The organism is Methylobacterium sp. J-118, from assembly GCF_057836565.1.
Genome location: NZ_JBYQFA010000001.1, coordinates 387501 through 407455, shown reverse-complemented (window position 1 = coordinate 407455; position 19955 = coordinate 387501). Strand labels below are relative to the sequence as shown.

The following is a 19955-nucleotide window of genomic DNA, read 5'->3' as shown; positions in this document are numbered from 1 at the left end:
TGTGCCTCTGCTCACCGTTTCCTGTGAGGTCGGCCGGCGGAAACTCTTTCTCCCGGCCGCGGCGCGTCGACGAGGTAGCTGTGATGCGTGTCGCGATTGTTCACGACTGGCTGTACGTCGTCGGCGGGGCCGAGCGCGTCCTGGAGCAGTTGCTGAAGCTCTACCCGGACGCGGACGTCTTCACGCTGTTCGACTTCCTGCCGGCGGCGGACCGGACGCGGATCGGCTACGAGAACGCCCGGACCAGCTTCATCCAGCGCCTGCCCTTCGCCCGCACGCGGCACCGGGCCTACCTGCCGCTGATGCCGATCGCGATCGAGCAGTTCGACCTGTCGGCCTACGACCTCATCATCTCCAGCAGCTACGCCGTGGCCAAAGGGGTGCTGACCGGGCCCGATCAGTTGCACGTCTCGTATGTGCATTCGCCGATGCGCTACGCCTGGGACCTGCAGCACACCTACCTGCGCGAGAGCGGCTGTGACGCGGGCGTCAAGAGCCTGGTCGCCCGCCTCATCCTCCACCGCATGCGCCTCTGGGACGTGCGCACGGCCTCCGGGCCGAACGCGATCGTGGCCAACTCCGCGTTCGTGGCGCGGCGCATCCAGAAGGTCTACGGCCGCACCGCCGAGGTGATCCATCCGCCGATCACCCTGTCGAGCCAGCGCTTCGACGGCCCGCGGGGCAACCACTTCCTCGTGGCGAGCCGGCTCGTTCCCTACAAGAACGTGGAGGCGGTGGTCCGCGCCTTCGCGCTGCTGCCGAACCTCCACCTCGTGGTGGCCGGCAGCGGCCCCGATGCCGCCCGGCTGCGGGAGATCGCCGGGCCCAACGTCTCGTTCGTGGGCTTCGTCTCCGACGAGGGGCTGCGCCAGCTCATGGCCACCGCCCGCGCCTTCATCTTCGCCGCGGAGGAGGATTTCGGCATCATCGTGGTCGAGGCTTCCTCGGAGGGCACCCCGGTCCTCGCCCTCGGCCGCGGCGGTGTGCGCGAGACGGTCCAGACGCGCGGCCCGCAGCGGACCGGCATGTTCTTCGACACGCCCGATCCCGAGGCGATCGCGGCCTGCGTGCACGGCTTCATGCAGCAGGAACACCATTTCACCCGCGAGGCCTGCCGGGCGCAGGCCGACCTGTTCTCGGCCGAGCTGTTCCGGAGCCGGTTCTCCCGCTTCGTCGATGAGCAGATGGCCCTGCACCGGGCGGCCTGCGAGCCCCGGACGCGCACCCTCCCGCGCCTCGAAGCAGTGGGCTGAGACCGATGTCCATGTCGCTCGTCACCGTCGATCTGGCCGACCGGACCCCGGTGCGCGCGGCCGCGCCTGAGCAGCCGCGGGGCGCATCGCTCGCCGCGCCGCTCTTCCGGATCTGGCGCCGCCGCTACCTGTTCGCGACGGTCTTCGCCCTGGTCATGGGCCTCGCGATCGCCGCGCTGATGAACATCACGCCGCAATACGTGGCGACCGGCTCGGTGATCGTGGCGGAGGCCGAGCCGGGCGCGCACAACGCCTCCATGGCCTGGATCCAGAAGATCGGCGACCCGGCCGACATCGAGAGCCAGATCCTGGTGATCCGTTCGCCGCGGCTCCTGCGGCTCGCGATCGATGCCGGACTCGCCGCCCCCGTCCTGGCGGAGTGCCGCTACGCCGCCGGCGGCGGGCGGCCGGGGCCCATCTCCGAGAAGAAAGACGCCGCCTGCACGAAGCTCACGGCCGACCGCAACGCCTTGGTCGAGTACCTGCAGAAGCGCTACAGCGTCCTCAGCTCCGGCCGCTCCCGGATCATCACCATCGGCTACCGGTCGCCCCTGCCCGAGACCGCGCAGACGATGACCAACGCCCTGATCGAGGCCTTCCTGGACGACCAGCGCGAAGCGCAGGCCTCGAGCCGCAAGGCGGCCTCAGACTGGCTGCACACCGAGATCAACCAGCTCGACGCCTCGATCCGCGCGGACGAGACCCGGATCCAGACGTTCCGGCGCCGCAAGGGCCTGGTGAAGGGCACGAACGCGCCGATCAGCGCCGAGCGTCTGACCAGCATCAGCCAGCAACTCTCCGCCGCTGAGGCCGCCAAGGCCGACGCCGCCGCGCGTCTGGGCGAGATCGAGAGCCGGGGCGCGCGCGGCGCCGAGACCGCGCCGGCCGTCCTGGCCAGTCCCACGATCGGGGCCCTCAAGCAGCAACTGAGCGGCGTCGCCGCGCAGCTCGCCAACCAGAGCACCCTCCTGGGCGCGAACCACCCGGCCATCCGGGCCCTGACGACCGAGCGGGCGAGCCTGCGCGAGCGCATCGATCAGGAGGTCAGGAACGTCACGCAGGGGCTGCGCAAGTCCTACGACGCCTCGAACGCGCTGGCCCAGGCGCTGCGCACCCAATTGGACAATGCCAAGACCGAGGCCGCGGCCGCCATGGACGACGAGGCCTCGATCGAGGGGATGGTGCGCAACGCTGAGATCCAGCGGACCCGCTACGCCGACCTCGTGAAGCGTGCCGGGGAGCTGGAGACCGAGCGGCGCATCCTCACCGGGAGCACCCGGCTGGTCAGCCTGGCGGAACTGCCGCAGGAGCCGTTCTCGCCCAAGGCCGTGCCGTTCCTGGCGGGGGGTATCGTGCTCGCCGGCGTGCTGGCGGCGGCGGCGGCCCTGCTGCGCGACTACACCGACCAGCGGGTCCGGACCCCGGGGCAGCTCATGGCCGGCACCGGCGCCCCGGTCTTCGCCCAGCTCCCCCGTCTGGAACCCCGCGGGCTCATGGGCCGCCTCTCCGACCGTCGGAGGGACCTCGACCTCCCCGAGGCCCTGGCACGGGCCCGGGTCGATCCGGTGATGCAGACCGTGCTGCGCAATCTGCACGCGCACCTCGTCCTGGCGGGCGGGGGCGAGTCCCGGGTCATCCTGGTGACCTCGTCGAAACCCCGCGAGGGCAAGTCGTTCACCGCCTTCGCCCTGGCCGGCATCGGCGCCGCGAGCGGGCGCCGGGTTCTGGTGATCGAGTGCGACCTGCGCCGGCCGAACTTCGACGCCTCGCTCGGACTCGGGCGCGGACCGGGCCTCGTGGGCGTGCTGCGGGGCGAGATCGCCCCCGCCGAGGCCGTGGTCTCGGCCGGCCGGTTCGACGTGATCCCGGCCGGCACGCCGACCTCGGAATCCACCGACCTGCTGATGAGCGAGCGCATGGTCGAGTTCCTGCGCTGGACCCGCCGCTACGACCTCGTCCTCCTCGATTCTCCACCCACCAGCGTGCTGATGGACGCCTCAATGCTCGCCCGCCACGCGGACGGCGTGCTCTGCTGCGCGCGCTACGGCCGCTCGCAGCTGTCGGACATCGTCGAGACCGTTGGCAACCTCCGCCGCGCCGGCGGCGTCGTGCTGGGGATCGCCATGACGATGGTCCGGGCGGGACGCCAGCCGACCTACGATGTGATGCGGCTTCCGGAGCCCCGCCACGCCGGTGACGCGCGATGACCGAGGCCCTGTCCGTCGGCATGCTCGCCGAACCTGCGTCGCTTGACCCTGCCCGAACGGCCGAGCCCCGGAACCGCCCCCGCGTCCTGTTCGTGACTCATACCGGGACGATGTCGGGGGCCGAGCTCGTCCTGCGCGATGCCGTGGCCCCCTGGGCGGGCTCGACGGCGTTCCTGTTCGAGGATGGCGCCTTCGCCGGCATCCTGCGCGGCCTCGGCCTCGAGATCCGTCTCGCCCGCCCGGGGGCCGGCCTGTCGGGCCTGCGCCGGGACGCCTCGGTCCTGCGGGCGCTGCCCAAGCTTGGCCGGCTCGCCGGGCTCGCCCTCGACATCGCCCGCGCGGCGCGGACCTGCGACGTGGTCTATGCCAATTCGCAGAAGGCCTTCCTGCTGTCGGCTCTGCCCGCGCGGCTGGTCGGGCGGCCGATCATCTGGCACCTGCACGACATCCTCGACGGCGCGCATTTCGGCCGGGCCCAGCGGATCGTACAGGCGCGGCTGGCCAATCTGTGCGCCACCCGGGTGGTCGTGCCCTCGCGGGCTGCGGCGGACGCTTTCATCCGGGCCGGCGGCCGCGCGTCCCGCGTGAGCGTCGTGCCGAACGGTCTCGATCTGGATGTCGATCCGCGATCCCCGGCGGCCCTGCGGGCGGAAATGGGGCTGCCGGCCGGACCGCTAATCGGGGTGTTCAGCCGCCTCGCGCCCTGGAAGGGGCAGGACGTGGTCATCGAGGCGCTGGCGCGCCTTCCCGGCCTGCGCTGCATCGTCGTCGGCGCGGCGCTGTTCGGCGAGGACGCCTACGCGGCGCGGCTGCACGCGCTGGCCGCGGCGCACGGCGTCGCGGACCGGGTGCTGTTCCTCGGCCAGCGGTCGGACGTGCCCCGGCTGATGCAGGCGGTCGATGCGGTCGTGCATCCCTCGGTTGATCCCGAACCGTTCGGCCGAACCCTCGTCGAGGCGATGCTGGCCGGGATCCCGGTGATCGCCACCGATACAGGCGCCGCCGCCGAGATCCTCGACGGCGGTGCGGTCGGCACCCTCGTGCCGCCGCGGCGGCCCGACCGCCTCGCCGCCGCCCTCGCCGTGCTGCTCGACGACCCGGACGCCGTCGCGGCGCGCACCCGTCTCGCCCGGGACCGGGCGCTGACCCTCTACGGCGCGGATCGGATGCGGGACGCCCTGACCAAGCTGATCCTCGACGCCGCCGCCCGCCCCTGACCGATGGGCCGTCATCAACCGCGATCGGAGCTTTCGGAGCCGCCATGCCGCGCGTTCTCGTGAACATGCCGACCCAGTTCGGCGGTCGTCCGTCGGGCGTCGCCCTCGTCGCCTTCCGGGTGATCGCCGGCCTCATCGAGCGCGGCACCTTCACGGTCGTGCTGCGCTCGCCCTGGACCCGCGCGCAGCTGCCCGAGGCGATCCGCGACCGGATCGAGGTCGTGACCGTGCCGCGCCCGCGCATCATGCTGTTGGACGTCCTGCGGCAGGCCGTCACCGTCCCGCGGCTGTGTCGAGCCTTCAACATCGACGTGGTGCTCAACGCCGATCCCTACGGTGCGGCCTTCGGCGGCCGGGCGCGGGTCAGCGTCGTCCACGATCTCTACTTCCGCACGATGCCCGGCCGAAGCCGCTCGCGCGAGGCGCTGACCACCGATCCGATCTTCCGCCTCGTCCTGGCCAACAGCGCCCGGGTGATCGCCGTCTCGGAGGCGACGCGGCGCGATCTCGGGCGCTTCTACCCGACCCTCCGGGACCGGACCCACACCGTCCCGTCGGCCGCGATGATCGACCCCGATGCGGTCGATCCGGCACCGGAACTCCCGCCGGGACCCTTCGTGCTGGCGGTGGGCAACGCCATGTACAACAAGAACTTCGCGACGCTGGCGCGGGCCCTGGCCGCGCTGGGCCGCCCGGAGATCGGCATCGTCCATGTCGGCGAGGATCCGGACGAGGCGATCGCCGGAGCGCTCGGCGGCGCACCGGTCCGGCTGACGCGCCTGTCCCGGATCGGCGAGGGCCGGCTCGCGGCGCTCTATCGAAACGCCCTGTGCCTGTGCGTCCCATCCTTCGCGGAGGGGTTCTGCCTGCCCGTGCTGGAAGCGCAGGCGCTGGGCTGCCCGGTGATCTGCTCGAACCGGTCGGCGACCCCCGAGATCGCCGGCGCGGGCGCCCTGACCTTCGACCCCACCGATGCCGGGGCGCTCACCGCGTGCCTGCGCCGCCTGCTGGACGAGCCCGGCCTGCGCGCGGCGCTGATCGACCGCGGCCGCGACAATGCCGGCCTGTACGATTGGGCCGAGACCGCCCGCCGCTACGAGACGCTGCTGCTCGACGCGCTCCGGGACTCCGCCCGCGCGGAACCGGCCGGAAAGGTGCCGCATGCGCATCCTGCACCTTAGCTCGCTCTACCCGCCCGAGCAGGTCGGCGGGGCCGAACTCATGGTCGAGACGCTGGCCCGCCTGCAGGCGGACCTCGGCCACGCGGTCGCGGTCGCCTGCGCGGCCCGGCAGGCCGCGGCCCCCGTCGTCCAGAACGGCGTCACCGTCTATCGGACCGGGTACGGAACCCCGTTCCACATCCTCGACTGGCCGCAGCGCGGGCGCCTCGACCGGATGCGCTACAAGCTCGCCACCCAGTGGAACCGCCAGACCCTCGCCCGGATGGCGGCGGCGGTGCGGGACTTCGCGCCGGATCTCGTCAATACCCACTCGATCTCGGAGCTGACGCCGGCGCTCTGGCCGATGCTCCGCCGGCTCGGCGTGCCGGTGGTGCATACGCTGCACGACTTCACCAGCCTGTGCACCAACGGCGCGATGGTGCGGGACGGCCGGGCCTGCACTGGCCAGCACCTCAAGTGCCGGATCTACGCGGCGCCGCACCGGCGCTGCCAGCGCGCGGTCTCGGCCGTCACCGCCGTGGGCTCGGACATCCTGGCCCGCCACTTGGCCGCCGGCTTCTTCGATGCGGTGCCGCCTTCGCTGCGCCGGGTGATCTGGAACCCGATCGCGCCGGGCGCACCGTCGACCCGCCGGCCGCTCGCTCCGGGGGCACCGGTGACCTTCGGCTATCTCGGCCGGATCGAGGCGTCCAAGGGCATCGACGTCCTGCTCGACGCCTGCCGGAGGCTGCCGCCGCAGGGCTGGCAGCTCACGATCGCCGGCCGGGCCGTGGACGGACTCGACCGCTACCGCGCCAGGGCCGACGGGCTGCCCGTCTCCTTCGTGGGCTTCGCCGGGCGCGACGCCTTCCTCGACGGGATCGACTGCCTCGTGGTCCCGCCGATCTGGCCGGAACCCTTCGGCCGCACCGTGGCGGAAGCCTACGGTCGCGGCGTTCCGGTGATCGGCACGGAGGCCGGCGGCATCGGCGAGCAGATCGGGCCGGGACCGTGGCTCGTGCCCCCCGGCGACGCCCCCGCGCTCGCGACCGCGATGGCCCGGATCGTCGCCGAGCCCGGCCGCCTCGCCGAGGGACTCGGCCGGGCCGCCACCATCCGCGCCGGGACCGATCCGGACGCCGTGGCGACCGCCTATCTCGACCTCTACGCGGCGGCCCGCGACGCCGCCCGCCCCGAATCGCGCTCCGCGCCCACGGAGCGCCCGCAGCTCAGCGAGTGCCGCCCATGATGACCCCGTCCCTGTCCCAGCCCTATGCCCGCGTCGCGTCCGCCACCCCGGCCTCCGAACGGCGCGACCGGCCGGTGGACGGCGTCGCCCTGCGGACTGCGACCGGGCCCCTGCGGATCCTGCATCTCAGCGCCCTCTATCCGCCCTACATCGTGGGCGGCGCGGAGCGCTCGGTGGAGCACCTCGCCGAGGAGCTGGCGGCGGCGGGCCACACCGTGGCCGCGGCCTGCATCGCCCGGGAGCCCGAGCCGAAGGCGGTGCGGGGCGGCGTCACCGTCTACCGCATGGCGCACCACAACGATTTCTGGCTGGAGGACTGGCCCAAGGCGAGCCGGTTCGGCCGCGCCTGGGCGAAGCTCAAGCAGCAGTGGAACTTCGCCGTCGCGGCGGAATTCGGACGCGTCCTCGACGATTTCCGCCCCGACATCGTCAACACCCACTCGCTGCTGGACGTCTCGACCCTGGTCTGGCGCGAGGCGGCCAAGCGTGGGATCCCGATCGTCCACACGGTCTGCGAGTACGACCTGATCTGCGGCAACGCCGCCATGTTCCGGGACGGCAAGCCCTGCGAGCGCTGGCACCTCGGCTGCAAGGTGGTCAACGCGGCCAAGCAAATCACCAACCGGTCGGTGGACGCGGTCGTCAGCGTCGGCACCGAGATCCTCAAGACCCACGTGAACCACGGGCTGTTCGCACATCTGGCGCCGGAGCGCCGCCGCGTGATCTACTATTCCTGCACGGTCCCGGGGGGCGACCCCGAGGCGCGGCGCCGGATCGACCGGACGGGCCAGCCCATGACCTTCGGCTATCTCGGCCGGATCAACACCGAGAAGGGGGTCGGCACCCTGATCGACGCCCTGCGCCGGATCGGCCCCGGCAACTGGCGCTGCCTCGTCGCCGGCCAGGCGATGGACGATTCGATCGCGCGCTTCAAGGCGCAGTCCGAGGGCCTGCCGGTGGAGTTCGTCGGCTGGGCCAAGCCCGCCGACTTCCTCAGCGAGATCGACGTGCTGGTCGTGCCCTCGTTCTGGGCCGAGCCGTCCCCGCGGACGATCTACGAGGCCTACACGATGGGCGTACCGGTGATCGGCGCGGCCTCCGGCGGCATTCCCGAGCTGATCGGCGAGGACAACGCCGACTGGCTGTTCACCCCGGGCGACGATGCCGACCTCGCCGACCGCCTGCGGACCGCGATCGCCCGCGGCCGCACCGACCTGCCGGACGAGCGCGCCTTCCAGCACGTCATCCGCGAATCGACCTCAGAGCGCGTCGCCGAGAAGTATCTCGACCTCTACGCCGAGCTCGTCGCCGAGCGCCGGGCGGCCCGTTCGTGACCGCCGGCACGCCGACGCTCACAGAGGCCGGGGCGGCCGCGGACGCCTCCGAGATCGTCCCGGGGCTCCCCTCCGGCGCCGAGGTCACCGGCCGCTCCTTCGACGCGGCCCGCTGGGTGGCGCTCGCGTCCGTGGGCAACGTCATGCTGAGCTTCGGGGTGTTCCTCGTGCTCGCCCGGCTCATCGCCCCCGCCGAGTTCGGCATGGTGGCGATCGCCGTCGTCTTCATCGACATCCTGCAGATCGTGGCGCGCTGCGGCCTGCCGGATGCGGTGGTTCAGCGGGTCGACCTCGACGAGGACTTCGCCGCCACCGCCTTCTGGGTGATGCTGGCCGCCGGCGGCCTCTGCGGCGGGGCGCTCGTAGCCCTGTCCGGCCCGATCGCCTGGGTGTTCGATCTCCCGGAACTGCGCCCGGTCCTGTACGCCCTCTCGGCCTGCTTCGTGATCACCGCCGCGGGGGCCATCCACGAGGCCCGCCTGCAAAGGAGCTTCGGGTTCCGCAAGCTCGCCCTCCGGGCCCTGGGCTCCAACCTCCTCGGGGGCGGGGTCGCCCTGGCGATGGCGTTTGCCGGCTACGGCGTCTGGAGCCTCGTGGTGCAGCGGATCGTCGCCGCGACCGCGACCACGCTGCTCACCTGGGCGGCGTCCCGGTGGATGCCGGCCCGGCGCCTGGACCTCGCCGCCGCCCGCGCCCAGATCGCCTTCGGGTCGCGGGTGTTCTGCACCTACCTCCTGCTCGTCCTCTCGATCCGCAGCCAGGAGGTGATCGCCGCCTACTTCCTGTCGGCCGCCGATGTCGGATACCTGCGCCTCGCCTGGCGCTGCATCGACCTCGTCAGCCAGGTGGCGGTGATCCCGCTCACGACGGTGGGCCTGACCACCTATGCCCGCCTCCAGGATCGGCCGACGGAGCTGGCCACCGCCTTCTACGGTTTCACCGAGGCCTCCTCCTTCGTGGCGGTGCCGGCCTTCTTCGGCATGGCGGCCGTTGCCCCGACCCTGATCCCGTTCCTGTTCGGCGACCAGTGGCACGAGGCCGCCCCGGTGCTGCGGATGCTGGCGCTCCTGGCGCCGGAATTCGTCGCGACCTCGATGCTGTGGATGATCTTCACGGCGCTGGGGCGCAACGGGACGGCCCTGCGGCTGGCGGGCGCGCAGTTCGGCCTCGGGGCCGTGGCCGCCCTGGTGACCGCGCCCCTGGGCCTCGCGGCGCTCGCCGCCGGGCACGTGCTGCGGGCCTACCTGTTCACGCCGGTGATCGTCGCCGGGATCGGACGGCTCGTCCCGATCGGCAATCGGAGCCTGGCCCGGGCGCTGCTGCCGGTCACGGCCTGCTCGGCCGCGATGGCGGGCCTCGTGCTGGTGGTCCAGGAGCCGATCCACGCCGCACTGGGCGACCGGATCGGCCTGTTCGGCGCGGTCGGAATCGGCATCCTCGCCTACGCCGGCCTCGCGCAGCTGTTCATGCGCGACACGGTCAGCACCGCCCTCGGCTTCTTCCTGCGCCGGACCACCTGATCTCCACCCTCCGCCAACCTTTGTGCGCGAGGATGGCCGCCCGGGGGCCGGTCGCCGGGCCGGCTTGTCCGACGCCGGCTTGTCCGGTGGCGGCTTGCCTCGGCGTTCGAACGGATCGGGACCATGACGGGACAGGCGTTGCCGATCGGAGCGGGTGCCCCGGCTGTGTCGGTCGGGGCCGACCGCGCCGCCGTGTTCGTGCTCGGGGTGGCGCTGCAGTTCAACGTGCTGACCTCGAGCTTCGGCCTGCCGTTCCAGCGCCTGTCCGACCTCCTGCCGTTCCTCCTCATCCCCTTCCTCGGGATGCGCCGGGCCGTCATCGCGGAGGTCCTGCGCAACGTCGCCCCGCTCGCCGGGATCGTCGTGCTGATCGGTGCCTCCCTCGTGCTCAAGGCCCACAAGGAGGCGGGTGACGTCTACCTGACGCTGGTGCTGCTGCTCTACGTCGTGCAAGCCTTCATCCTGCTCGTGCATTTCCAGGACCGGCGCGTCGAGAACGCCTTCTGCATCGGCCTGCTCGCGGGCCTCCTGGCGTCCCTGGCGGTCCTGCTGCTCGCCTCCTCGGGCCTGTCGCTGGAACGCTACGGCCTCGCGGTGCCGACCGACGGGCTCGACGAGGAGCTGAAGCTCTTCGTCGAGGACAAGCAGGGCGGCCTCTGGGCATCCGGAAACGAGACCGGCCACGTCTTCGGGCTCTGCGGTGTCGCCGCCCTGGTGCTGAGCCTGCGCTACCGGCTCAAGGCGATCTACCTCGTCTATTTCGGAGCCCTGCTGGCGAGCTTTCCACTGACCAACAACAGGGCCGGCCTGTTCATGCCGCTGCTGGTCTTCGCCCTGCTGATGCGGCGCAACCTCCGGGCCTCCGCGGTCCTGAGCGTGCTCGGGATCCTGGGCGCCGTGCTGATCGCCTGGTCGCTGACGGGGGAGCTCCCGCTGCCCAACACCCTGGCGCAGGCGATCGAGCGCCGCTTCGCGGAGGACAACAACGTCACGAGCAACTTCGACGAGCGGTTTCTCTCGGGCATCACTGCCCTGCGCCTCGTCGTCGCCTACCCGTTCGGCCTCGGCGAGGTCGCCCGCCGGGAGGAGCTGCGGGCGCTGACCGGCCTCGTGACGCCGCATAACGGCTTCGTCTCCATGGCACTTCAGAGCGGCGTGGCCGCCGCGCTGCTCCTGATCGCCGGCCTCGTGCGGATCCTGCTGGACCCGGCGCGAGCCGGTCCATTCCTGACCTACAGCGCCCTGTTCCTGATCCCGTCGATGATGTTCGAGGAACTCTCGGTCAATCAGTACTTCCTGTTCTTCATGGCCTTTGCCCTGGCCTCCCTGGCTCGGCCGGGCGACCCTGGACCGCGGCCTGCAGGGACGAAATGACCGGGTCGGCCGGCCTTCATATTCGGACAGCATCGCCGCATCACGTCTCGGATTTCTAAATCTTCACGATCTGCTGAGGGTCGAATTTACAGCGCCTTAGCACTTGGCATGCTTCCATTACGGACCGAAAACTGGACGCACGATATGCCGAGCGAGACGTCAAATGCGTGGGGCCGCGGCGAGCTCTACGAGACCCTGTGCCTGCTCGTCATCGGCGCGGGGATCTGGTTCGTCGGCGTCACGCTCGGCACCTTCGACTCCCTGACCGGCTTCGTCTTGGCCTACGGCCTCAACGACTTGCTGATGCTGGCCGCCTGCATGGGCGTTGCCCTGTGCGGGGCCGTCATCCGCAAATCGATCCTCCTGCGCCGGCTCATGCTGGAGCGCGACGCGGCGGCCGCGCAGGCCGAGGCGATCGCCCGGCACGACGGGCTGACCGGACTGGCCAACCGCCGCCGCTTCATCGATGCCGTCGCGCGGGCGCATGCCACGGCCGGTGCCGAGCCGTCCTCGGCGGTCCTGCTGATCGACCTCGACCGGTTCAAGCCGGTCAACGACCTCTACAGCCACGCGGCCGGCAACGCGGTGCTCTGCGCCGTGGCCGAGCGCCTCCACCAGCTGCTGCCGTCCGGCGGCGTGGCGGCGCGGCTCGGCGGCGACGAGTTCGCCATGCTGGTCCCGGTGGAGCACGGCAGCGAGGGCCTCATGCGCCTGGCCCAGGCGGTGATCTCCGCCATCTCCGTGCCGGTCAGCTGGAACCAGAACGATCTCAAGGTCGGCGCCACGGTCGGCGTCGCCGTCGTCGCCGCGGATCACGCGGATTCCGACGCGGTTCTGCACGCGGCCGATCTCGCCATGTACCAGGGCAAGAAGGACGGGCGCGGCAATTACCGCTTCTTCCGCAGCGCCATGGACGAGGAGCTGCGCGCCCGGGCCCGTACCGAGGCGGAACTCCGCGTCGCGATCGAGACGGGCGCGATCGAGCCCTATTACCAGCCGGTCGTGTCGCTGCCCGAGAAGGAGATCGTCGGCGTCGAGGTGCTGGCGCGCTGGCGCCATCCGATCCGCGGCCTGATCGGCCCGTCGGAATTCATCCCCGTCGCCGAGGAGACCGGGATGATCGCCGATCTCAGCTACAACCTGATCCGCCGGGCCTGTCTCGATGCCCGGGCCTGGCCCTCCCACCTGATCCTGGCGGTCAACATCGCCCCCCACCAGTTCCAGGATGCGTGGCTGGCCGAGCGCATCCTCGCGATCCTCACGGAGACCGGATTCCCGCCCCGGCGCCTCGAGGTTGAGATCACCGAGAGCGCCCTGATCCAGGATCTGGAGGCGACCCGCGCGACCCTCCTGTCGCTCCGGCAGCTCGGCGTGCGCATCGCGCTCGACGATTTCGGCACCGGTTATTCGAGCCTGTACCACCTGCGCGAGCTGAAGTTCGACAAGCTAAAGATCGACCGGAGCTACGTCGACGCGATCACCATGAGCGACGAGCGCGCCAAGCTGGTCGATGCCATCATCAAGCTCGGCACCAGCCTCGGCCTCACTACGACCGCGGAGGGGATCGAGACGGATGCGAGCCTGGACTGGCTGTCGGACCAGGGCTGCCATTTCGGCCAGGGCTACCTGTTCGGGCGGGCGATGCCCAAGGCCGAGATGGACGCGGTCCTGAACGGTGCCGAAGCGGCGCAAGAGCCGCAGGTCCTGATCGCGGCCCTGGCGCAGGCCTCCTGAAGGCGCGCCGCAGTCGGCGCGACGGCATCGGACAAGACCCGCATCCGGTTCGCTGCGCCCCGGGGCGGGACCGAGCCGTCCGACGACACGATCCGGATGCGGCCTCGCGCCGGTCGATGGGCGCCCCATATTCGGGCCTCGACGCGCCGCAGGTCACAGCATGGCACCGAGCCCGATCGCCCTCATCGCCTCCGCCGCCCTTGTCGGCATGGTCGCCGCCGGAACGGGGGCGATCGTCCTGCAGCAGGGCGCGCGCTTCAGCCATCCGCGCCGGGTCGGCGGTACCTTCGCGATGGCGGACCTCGACGGTCGTCCGGTGAGCCAGGCCGATCTCCTGGGCAGGCCGACCGCGCTGTTCTTCGGCTTCACCCATTGTCCGGACGTCTGCCCGACGACGCTGGCCAGCCTCTCGGGGGCGCTCGGCCAGATGGGCCGTGACGCGGACCGCCTGAACCTGGTGTTCGTCACGCTGGACCCGGAGCGCGACACCCCCGACAGCCTGCGCGACTACCTGGCCTCATTCGATCCGCGCATCCGCGCCTTCACGGGCACGCCGGATCAGGTCGCCCGGATGGCGGACGCCTACCACGTCGCCTACCGGCGCGTGCCGCGGAAGGACGGCGATTACACGATGGAGCATTCGGCCACCGTGGCGCTGTTCGACAGGACCGGGCGCATGGTCGGGGAGATCGGCTATGGCGAGGACGAGGCACGGGTCCTGTCCAAGCTGATCACGCTGGCGCTCCCCGGCCAGTGCGCCCCCGGCGGCGGCGCAGACCTCTGGGCGAGCGACGGCGCCACCGGCACCTGCGGCCCGCGCAGCTGATCCGAGGGCCGACACGGATCGGACCGCGGCTGTTTCCGCGCGGGAGCCCGTTGCAGCCTGCGGCGGGTGACCGCCAGGTCCCGTGTTGCAACGCCCTCGGGCTCGGCTCTACAGGGCGGCGCGGGCCAGCGAAGCTTGGCCGAATCCCGGGGGTCTCACCTTGATCACGCGACGCGTCCTGACCGCCCTCGGGCTCCTCGCCCTCACGCCGTTCCCGGGCGCCGCCCGGGCCGCCTCCGGCGGGCCGCGGCTCGGGCCGCCCGAGCCGATGGATCTCGACCGGCTGAAGGACCTCGCCCGCAGCCTGCGCGACCGGCCCTACGCGCCGCCGCCGGAAGCGCCCGGCGCTGCGGCGCTCGATGCCCTGACCTACGGACCGCTGCAGGAGATCCGCTATCCGCCCGGTCGGGCCCTGTTCGCCGACAGCCCGTACCCGGTGACCTTCTTCCACCTCGGCAACCTGTTCCGGCATCCCGTGAGCGTCTACGCGCTGGAGGGCGGACGGGCCCGCGCGGTGCTCTACGCCAACGACCTGTTCACCTACCCGCCGGGCAATCCGGCCAAGGATGTCCCGGACGGCGCCGGCTTCGCCGGGTTCCGGTTCCAGAAGGCCCCGGCCGGGCAGCCCGGCGACGACGCCGACTGGCTCGCCTTCCTGGGCGCCTCCTATTTCCGCGCCGGCGGCGACGGGCAGCAATACGGCGCCTCGGCCCGCGGCATCGCCATCGACACGGCGCCCGGGGCCGGCAGGACCGAGGAGTTCCCGGTCTTCACGCGCTTCTATGTCAGCCCGGCCGCGGAGGGTGCGGTCACCGTGCTCGCCCTGCTGGAAGGGCCGAGCCTGACCGGGGCCTACCGATTCGTCGCCCGGAGGGAACCGCACGTCGTCATCGACGTCGCCTGCACGGTCTACATGCGCCGGTCCGTGGAGCGGTTCGGGATGGCGCCGCTCACGTCGATGCTCTGGTACTCCGAGGGGATGAGCCGCTTCCGCGCCAGCGACTGGCGGCCCGAGGTCCACGATTCCGACGGGCTGCTGATGCAGACCGGGGCCGGCGAGATCATCTGGCGCCCGCTCAACAATCCGCCGCGCCTCAGCGTCAGCGCCTTCGCCGACCGGTCGCCCAAGGGCTTCGGCCTGCTCCAGCGCGACCGGAGCTTCGACCACTACATCGACGATGGCTTCGAGGAGAACCGGCCCGATATCTGGGTCGAGCCGCAGGGGGATTGGGGCTCGGGCAGCGTCCAGCTCGTGGAGATCCCGACGCACCAGGAGACCGACGACAACATCGGCGCGATGTGGGTGCCGGCCGATCCGCCAAAGGCGGGGGATGAGCGCAGCTTCGCCTACCGCCTCCGCTGGACCGTTCAGGAGCCGGTCGCGACCGATCTCGCCCGGTGCGTCGCCACCCGGGCGACCAAGGCCTCTTGGCTCGCCGAGTCGGATCGCCGCCCCGGCCGGGCCAACCTGGTGCGGCAATTCGTGCTGGAATTCGAGGGCACGGCGCTGGCCGGGCTCGATCCCGAGAAGGCCGAGGTCGCGCTGACGCTCACGCGCGGCAGCGCCGAGGAGGTCGGCGCGACCTGGGCGCCCTACGGCAAGCCGAGCCCCTGGCGGGTCTTCCTGAGGGTCTACGCCGAGGGGCCGGAGCCGGTGGAGATGCGGCTGCAGCTCAAATCCGGCGGCCGGTTGCTCTCCGAGACCTGGGCGTACCAGCTCTATCCGGAAGCGCCGGGCACGGTCCTGTAGGCCACCGGCGGATCGGACACATTGCCGGGACCGCGCCGGCCTCAGTAGAGAAGTCCGGTCCCGGGCCGCCGCCGCGGCCGGGATGTCCACCGCCGCAGAGGTCGTCATGGACGGCGAAGGCCCGCCCGGCCCGCACCTGCCCGAGACGCTGACGCGCCTCCTGAAGGCACCCAAGAACGCGATCTGGCCGACGCCCGAGGATCGGCACCGCCCGCGCCTCGGCCGGCAGCGGCCGCACAAGCCGAGCCGCGCCATCCTGGGTGTCTGGCTCTGGGCGATCCTCTACAATGTCATCGGCTTCGCGATCCTCGCGATCCTGTGGCGGACGATGCACTGACCCGATGACCCGAGCCACCCATCCCCGTCCGCGCCTCACGCGCCCGACGATCGCGGCGCTGCTGTCGCTCACCTTGGCCACCGGATCCGCGGCGGCGCAGGCGCAAGGCGACGCCCTCAACGCGGATGACGGCACCGGTGCGGTGAAGGTCTGCGCGCCGGTGGCGATGCCGCGGTGGCGCTCCATGAGCCCGGTACCGAAGACTTGGACGTTCCTCGATTGCATGGCCTTCTCGGGCGAGATGGGCGCCACCCATTTCCAGCTCGGCTGCCTGTTCACCAACGTCACGCTCTACGCGCAGAAATACGCCTGGGGGGCGATGGTGCAGATCGACAAGTCGGCCCTAGCGAAATCACAGCCCCCGGTCCCCAATTGCGGCTGGTGAGCGGCCCGGTCACGCGGCGGGGGATTGCCAGTCGAGATCCGGCGCCAGAGGGGATGCCGGTCCGGTGCAAGCGAGCAGGTTGGACCGAGACCATTGTGCGGCGCGCGCCACGCAACATCCGCCCGGAGAAGCGCCCGTAACGTGCTTCACGCAAGCCGGGCGAAATAAGCCCGCCAGGATCAGTCCCGCGCGGCCGCGCGCGCCGAGTGCAAAGCTTCCTTAAAGGCCGAACCTCAGACTAGCCACGCCCGCCGCCGATTTGTCCGGCGCGCCACGCGACGCGCATCGCCGTCACATGGCCAGGGACAAACCCACCGACCCGCTTTGACGCGCGGCGACGAAGGGGCTACAGAGATCAGAGCGATTTAAGCAAGATTCATGCCGCCGATCCTCGGCGGCTGCCGGCAAACCGCGCAGGAAGGACATCGGGGCCTCCATGAGTTTGGTGCAACGGCTGGAAGTGCGTCAGGGCCAGGCCCTGGTGATGACGCCGCAGCTCCTGCAGGCGATCAAGCTCCTCCAACTCTCGCAGCTCGACCTCGCCGCCTATGTCGAGGCCGAACTGGAGCGCAACCCCCTCCTGGAACGTGCCGAACCCGAGCCATCCGGCCCGGGTGAGGCCGCCGATCCGGTCGGCCAAGCCGAGGACCCGGCCGGCGATGGTTTCGAGGCGGCCGAATCCGAATCGTGGCTGTCCGCCCAGCTTAATCCGAGCCGCGGCGAGATCGAGACCGATTTCGACACGCGGCTCGACAACGTCTTCCCCGACGACGTGCCGGCCCAGGCGCGGGAGGGCGGCGGTGGCGACATGCTCTCGCTGACCCCGCCCCCCTATGGCAGTACCGGCGGCAGTTTCGACGCGGAGGCCCCCGATTTCGAGGCCACCCTCACGGCGGAGGTCTCGCTGCGGGAGCACCTCGCGGGCCAGCTGGACCTCGCGACCCGCGACCCCGTCGAGCGGCTGGTCGGCGGCTTCCTGATCGATGCGGTCGACGAGGCGGGATACCTGCGCGAATCGGTCGAGGCCGTAACCGAGCGCCTCGGTGCCGACCCGGCCCTGGTGGCGCGGATCCTGGCGCTGGTGCAGACCTTCGACCCGCCTGGGGTCGCCGCCCGCGACCTCGCCGAGTGCATGGCGATCCAGCTCCGGGACCGCGACCGGTTCGACCCGGCGATGCGCGCTCTGGTCTCGCGCCTCGACCTCGTCGCCAAGCGCGATTTCGGGGCGCTGCGCCGCCTGTGCGGGGTGGATGACGAGGATCTGGTCGAGATGCTGGGCGAGATCCGCCGCCTCGATCCGAAACCCGGCCGGGCCTTCGGATCGAGCGCCGTGGAGGTTCTGGTCCCCGACGTGTTCGTGCGGGCGGCACCGGACGGATCCTGGCTGGTCGAGCTCAACAGCGAGGCCCTGCCGCGGGTCCTGGTGAACCAGAGCTACTATGCCCGGGTCGTGCGCGGCGCCAAGGCCGAGGGCGACAAGGCCTTCCTGTCCGAAGCGCTCCAGAACGCCAACTGGCTCACCCGCTCCCTGGAGCAGCGCGCCCGCACGATCCTGAAGGTCGCCACGGAGATCGTACGCCAGCAGGACGGCTTCTTCGTCTACGGCGTGACGCATCTGCGGCCGCTGAATCTCAAGACGGTGGCGGAGGCGATCGGCATGCACGAATCGACCGTCTCGCGGGTCACCTCCAACAAGGCGATCGGCACCAGTCGCGGCACCCTGGAGATGAAATACTTCTTCACCGCGGCGATCCCGGGGGCGGCCGGCACGGCGGCCCATTCCTCGGAGGCGGTGCGCCACCGGATCAAGCAGTTGGTCGACGGCGAGACGCCGGACGACGTGCTCTCCGACGACGCCCTGGTGCAGAAGCTGCGCGGGGAGGGGGTCGACATCGCCCGCCGCACGGTGGCGAAGTATCGGGAATCCCTGCGGATTCCGAGCTCGATCGAGCGCCGCCGCGAGCACTTCGCCCACGGTGGCGGCCACCACGCCGCCCTGGCGCTGCGCTAGAGAGATCGACCCGGCGCGCGGGCGCGCGTCGGGCCGGTTCCCGTCAGCGCACGACCGCGTCCCGCTGGGCCAGCGCCGTGGCGCTCTTCGACTTCTGCATGGTCGCGTCGATCTGCTCGCGCTGACGCCTAAAGTCAGCGAGCAGGCGGCCATCGAGTTCCCGGCCCCGGGGGACGCGGATCTTCATCGGATCGACGAAGTGGCCGTTGATGATCACTTCGTAGTGCAGATGAGGCCCGGTCGACAGGCCGGTGGAGCCGAGATAGCCGATCACCTGACCCTGCCGGACCTTCACGCCCTCCCGGATGCCGCGGCCGAACCGGGACATGTGATTGTAGGTGGTGACGTAGCCATTGACGTGCTGGACCTCGACCCGGTTGCCGTAGCCCGAGGTCATCTCGGACCGGATCACCACACCATTGCCCGCCGCCATGATCGGCGTGCCGATCGGGTTCGCCCAATCGACACCCGTATGCAGCTTGGCGTAGCCCAAGACCGGGTGGCGCCGATAGCCGAAGCCGGAACGCATGATCCCGTCGGCGATCGGTTTGCGCAGCAGGAACTTCTTGAGCGACCGCCCCTGGTCGTCGAGGTAGTCGATCGTGCCGTCGTCGGGGGATTGGAAGCGGTAGACCTTGCGCGTCTCGCCGCCGAGGGTCAGCGCCGCGTAGAGCAGGTCCGGACGGTCCGCGCTGGCCTCGTCGTCATACGTGTAGAACACGTCGAGGCCGTCGCCGCTGGCGATCCGACGCTGGAAGTCGAGGTCGTAGCTGAATACCCGGACGATGTCCTCCACGGTGGCCCGCGGCAGGTCGTGACGCGCGGCCGTCTCGTAGAGGCTCTGGTAGAGGCGCGGACCCGAGCCCGAATCGGCATCCTCGTCCTCGCCGGACTCGGCCTGGGGCTGCGGCTTGGGGGAGGGGGCCTCCTCGGCGGGGGGCGCCACCGAGACGAAGGCGCCCCGGTCGTTCAGGGCGGCGATCCCCTCGATGCCGGACTCGCCGTACAGCACCACGCGGGTGACCTGACGCGGGTCGCCGGGATGGGGGCCCGGGGCGACCTGGACGCGCATCGGCTGACCCTCGTTGAGGGCGGCGGTCCGCGCCTTGCCGCCGAGGGCCGCGACGATTCCGCGGATCGCCTCGTCGCCGGCGAATCCGGTGGCCTTGAGCACGCTCTCCACGGTCTCGCCGCGCTTGAGCGCCAGATCGCGCTCCTCCACCAGGGGCGCCTCGTTGGGCTTCAGTTCGACCTTGGCGACCTTGGTGACGTTCTCCGGGACGACCAGCACCTCGATCGCCTTGAACGGGTTTGCCTCCTTCGGCGCGGCCCCGTCGCCGTCGCCGGCCGCGCCCTGCTGCAGGGTGCGTGACAGCATGATCTGCGGCGCGATCGGGATGGCGGCCCGGCGGCCCGCTTCGGCGGTGATGCGGCGCTCCTCCTCGACCTGGGCGGTGACGTCGTCATCGGTGAGCGCGGGGGCGCTGGCATCGACGGCGGCGTCGGCCAGGTCGCGCTTGACCACCGTGACCTCGGCCCCGGGGGCATCGGCGGCGGCATCGGGGGCACGCTCGAGGGGCTCATCGGAGACGAATTTC

The 19955-nt window shown here is 71.4% G+C and carries 15 protein-coding genes (1 of these 15 only partly in view); 14 read left to right on the top strand and 1 reads right to left on the bottom strand.

The genetic code is table 11. From position 1 onward, the window contains the following. Positions 1 to 83: 83 nt before the first annotated feature. From AC3IF3_RS01880 to rpoN, 14 genes are all read left to right on the top strand, one after another. Positions 84 to 1253: a glycosyltransferase gene (locus AC3IF3_RS01880; RefSeq protein WP_489226994.1), complete on the top strand. Its 1170-nt coding sequence runs from the start codon at positions 84 to 86 to the stop codon at positions 1251 to 1253. Between the two features lie 11 nt (positions 1254 to 1264). Next, positions 1265 to 3460 carry a GumC family protein gene (locus AC3IF3_RS01875; protein WP_489219499.1) on the top strand — a complete coding sequence of 732 codons (2196 nt, stop codon included), beginning with the start codon at positions 1265 to 1267 and terminating at the stop codon, positions 3458 to 3460. 20 nt (positions 3461 to 3480) lie between these two features. Beyond that, the gene (locus tag AC3IF3_RS01870) at positions 3481 to 4677 is read left to right on the top strand and encodes a glycosyltransferase (protein WP_489220450.1); all 1197 of its coding nucleotides are present in this window, start codon (positions 3481 to 3483) and stop codon (positions 4675 to 4677) included. A 44-nt stretch (positions 4678 to 4721) separates the two neighbouring features. Next, positions 4722 to 5858, top strand: a complete 1137-nt coding sequence (locus AC3IF3_RS01865; protein WP_489219498.1) for a glycosyltransferase family 4 protein — start codon at positions 4722 to 4724, stop codon at positions 5856 to 5858. Next, entirely contained in the window at positions 5839 to 7086 is a 1248-nt protein-coding gene (locus tag AC3IF3_RS01860; RefSeq protein ID WP_489219497.1) for a glycosyltransferase family 4 protein, read from the top strand. Before AC3IF3_RS01865 ends, AC3IF3_RS01860 begins: the two co-directional genes overlap by 20 nt. Positions 7087 to 7196: 110 nt before the next feature. Further along, a complete protein-coding gene (locus AC3IF3_RS01855) occupies positions 7197 to 8420 on the top strand; it encodes a glycosyltransferase family 4 protein (protein WP_489231213.1) in 1224 nt (407 codons plus the stop codon). Beyond that, positions 8417 to 9940 (top strand): lipopolysaccharide biosynthesis protein, encoded by a 1524-nt coding sequence (locus tag AC3IF3_RS01850; RefSeq protein ID WP_489226992.1) that lies wholly within the window; start codon positions 8417 to 8419, stop codon positions 9938 to 9940. The genes AC3IF3_RS01855 and AC3IF3_RS01850 overlap by 4 nt, the downstream gene beginning before the upstream one ends. A 123-nt stretch (positions 9941 to 10063) precedes the next feature. Then, positions 10064 to 11314 (top strand): O-antigen ligase family protein, encoded by a 1251-nt coding sequence (locus AC3IF3_RS01845; protein ID WP_489226990.1) that lies wholly within the window; start codon positions 10064 to 10066, stop codon positions 11312 to 11314. Between the two features lie 144 nt (positions 11315 to 11458). Continuing rightward, a complete protein-coding gene (locus AC3IF3_RS01840) occupies positions 11459 to 13048 on the top strand; it encodes a putative bifunctional diguanylate cyclase/phosphodiesterase (RefSeq protein WP_489226988.1) in 1590 nt (529 codons plus the stop codon). Between the two features lie 160 nt (positions 13049 to 13208). Continuing rightward, complete coding sequence (locus AC3IF3_RS01835) at positions 13209 to 13874, top strand: SCO family protein (protein WP_489226986.1); 666 nt, start codon at positions 13209 to 13211, stop codon at positions 13872 to 13874. A 160-nt stretch (positions 13875 to 14034) separates the two neighbouring features. Further along, positions 14035 to 15624, top strand: coding sequence for an OpgD/OpgG family glucan biosynthesis protein (locus tag AC3IF3_RS01830; protein ID WP_489226985.1), 1590 nt, complete (start codon positions 14035 to 14037; stop codon positions 15622 to 15624). Positions 15625 to 15730: 106 nt separating this feature from the next. Continuing rightward, a complete protein-coding gene (locus AC3IF3_RS01825) occupies positions 15731 to 15961 on the top strand; it encodes a hypothetical protein (protein ID WP_489226983.1) in 231 nt (76 codons plus the stop codon). Positions 15962 to 15965: 4 nt separating this feature from the next. Then, positions 15966 to 16346, top strand: coding sequence for a hypothetical protein (locus tag AC3IF3_RS01820; RefSeq protein WP_489226981.1), 381 nt, complete (start codon positions 15966 to 15968; stop codon positions 16344 to 16346). A gap of 436 nt (positions 16347 to 16782) precedes the next feature. After that, the gene (rpoN, locus tag AC3IF3_RS01815) at positions 16783 to 18357 is read left to right on the top strand and encodes an RNA polymerase factor sigma-54 (protein ID WP_489226979.1); all 1575 of its coding nucleotides are present in this window, start codon (positions 16783 to 16785) and stop codon (positions 18355 to 18357) included. A 43-nt stretch (positions 18358 to 18400) separates the two neighbouring features. Here rpoN and AC3IF3_RS01810 read toward each other — a convergent pair whose 3' ends face one another. Further along, positions 18401 to 19955, bottom strand: the 3' portion of a protein-coding gene (locus tag AC3IF3_RS01810) for a M23 family metallopeptidase (protein WP_489226977.1). Its footprint extends 470 nt past the window's final position; 1555 of the gene's 2025 nt are visible here — the last part of the coding sequence; the start codon falls outside the window, past its right edge — the gene reads right to left on this strand; its stop codon occupies positions 18401 to 18403.

Coding starts and splice junctions, on each gene's coding strand:
- AC3IF3_RS01880 (WP_489226994.1), top strand. CDS start 84: ATGCGTGTCGCGATTGTTCACGACTGGCTGTACGTCGTCGGCGGGGCC.
- AC3IF3_RS01875 (WP_489219499.1), top strand. CDS start 1,265: ATGTCGCTCGTCACCGTCGATCTGGCCGACCGGACCCCGGTGCGCGCG.
- AC3IF3_RS01870 (WP_489220450.1), top strand. CDS start 3,481: ATGCTCGCCGAACCTGCGTCGCTTGACCCTGCCCGAACGGCCGAGCCC.
- AC3IF3_RS01865 (WP_489219498.1), top strand. CDS start 4,722: ATGCCGCGCGTTCTCGTGAACATGCCGACCCAGTTCGGCGGTCGTCCG.
- AC3IF3_RS01860 (WP_489219497.1), top strand. CDS start 5,839: ATGCGCATCCTGCACCTTAGCTCGCTCTACCCGCCCGAGCAGGTCGGC.
- AC3IF3_RS01845 (WP_489226990.1), top strand. CDS start 10,064: ATGACGGGACAGGCGTTGCCGATCGGAGCGGGTGCCCCGGCTGTGTCG.
- AC3IF3_RS01840 (WP_489226988.1), top strand. CDS start 11,459: ATGCCGAGCGAGACGTCAAATGCGTGGGGCCGCGGCGAGCTCTACGAG.
- AC3IF3_RS01835 (WP_489226986.1), top strand. CDS start 13,209: ATGGCACCGAGCCCGATCGCCCTCATCGCCTCCGCCGCCCTTGTCGGC.
- AC3IF3_RS01825 (WP_489226983.1), top strand. CDS start 15,731: ATGGACGGCGAAGGCCCGCCCGGCCCGCACCTGCCCGAGACGCTGACG.
- AC3IF3_RS01820 (WP_489226981.1), top strand. CDS start 15,966: ATGACCCGAGCCACCCATCCCCGTCCGCGCCTCACGCGCCCGACGATC.
- rpoN (WP_489226979.1), top strand. CDS start 16,783: ATGAGTTTGGTGCAACGGCTGGAAGTGCGTCAGGGCCAGGCCCTGGTG.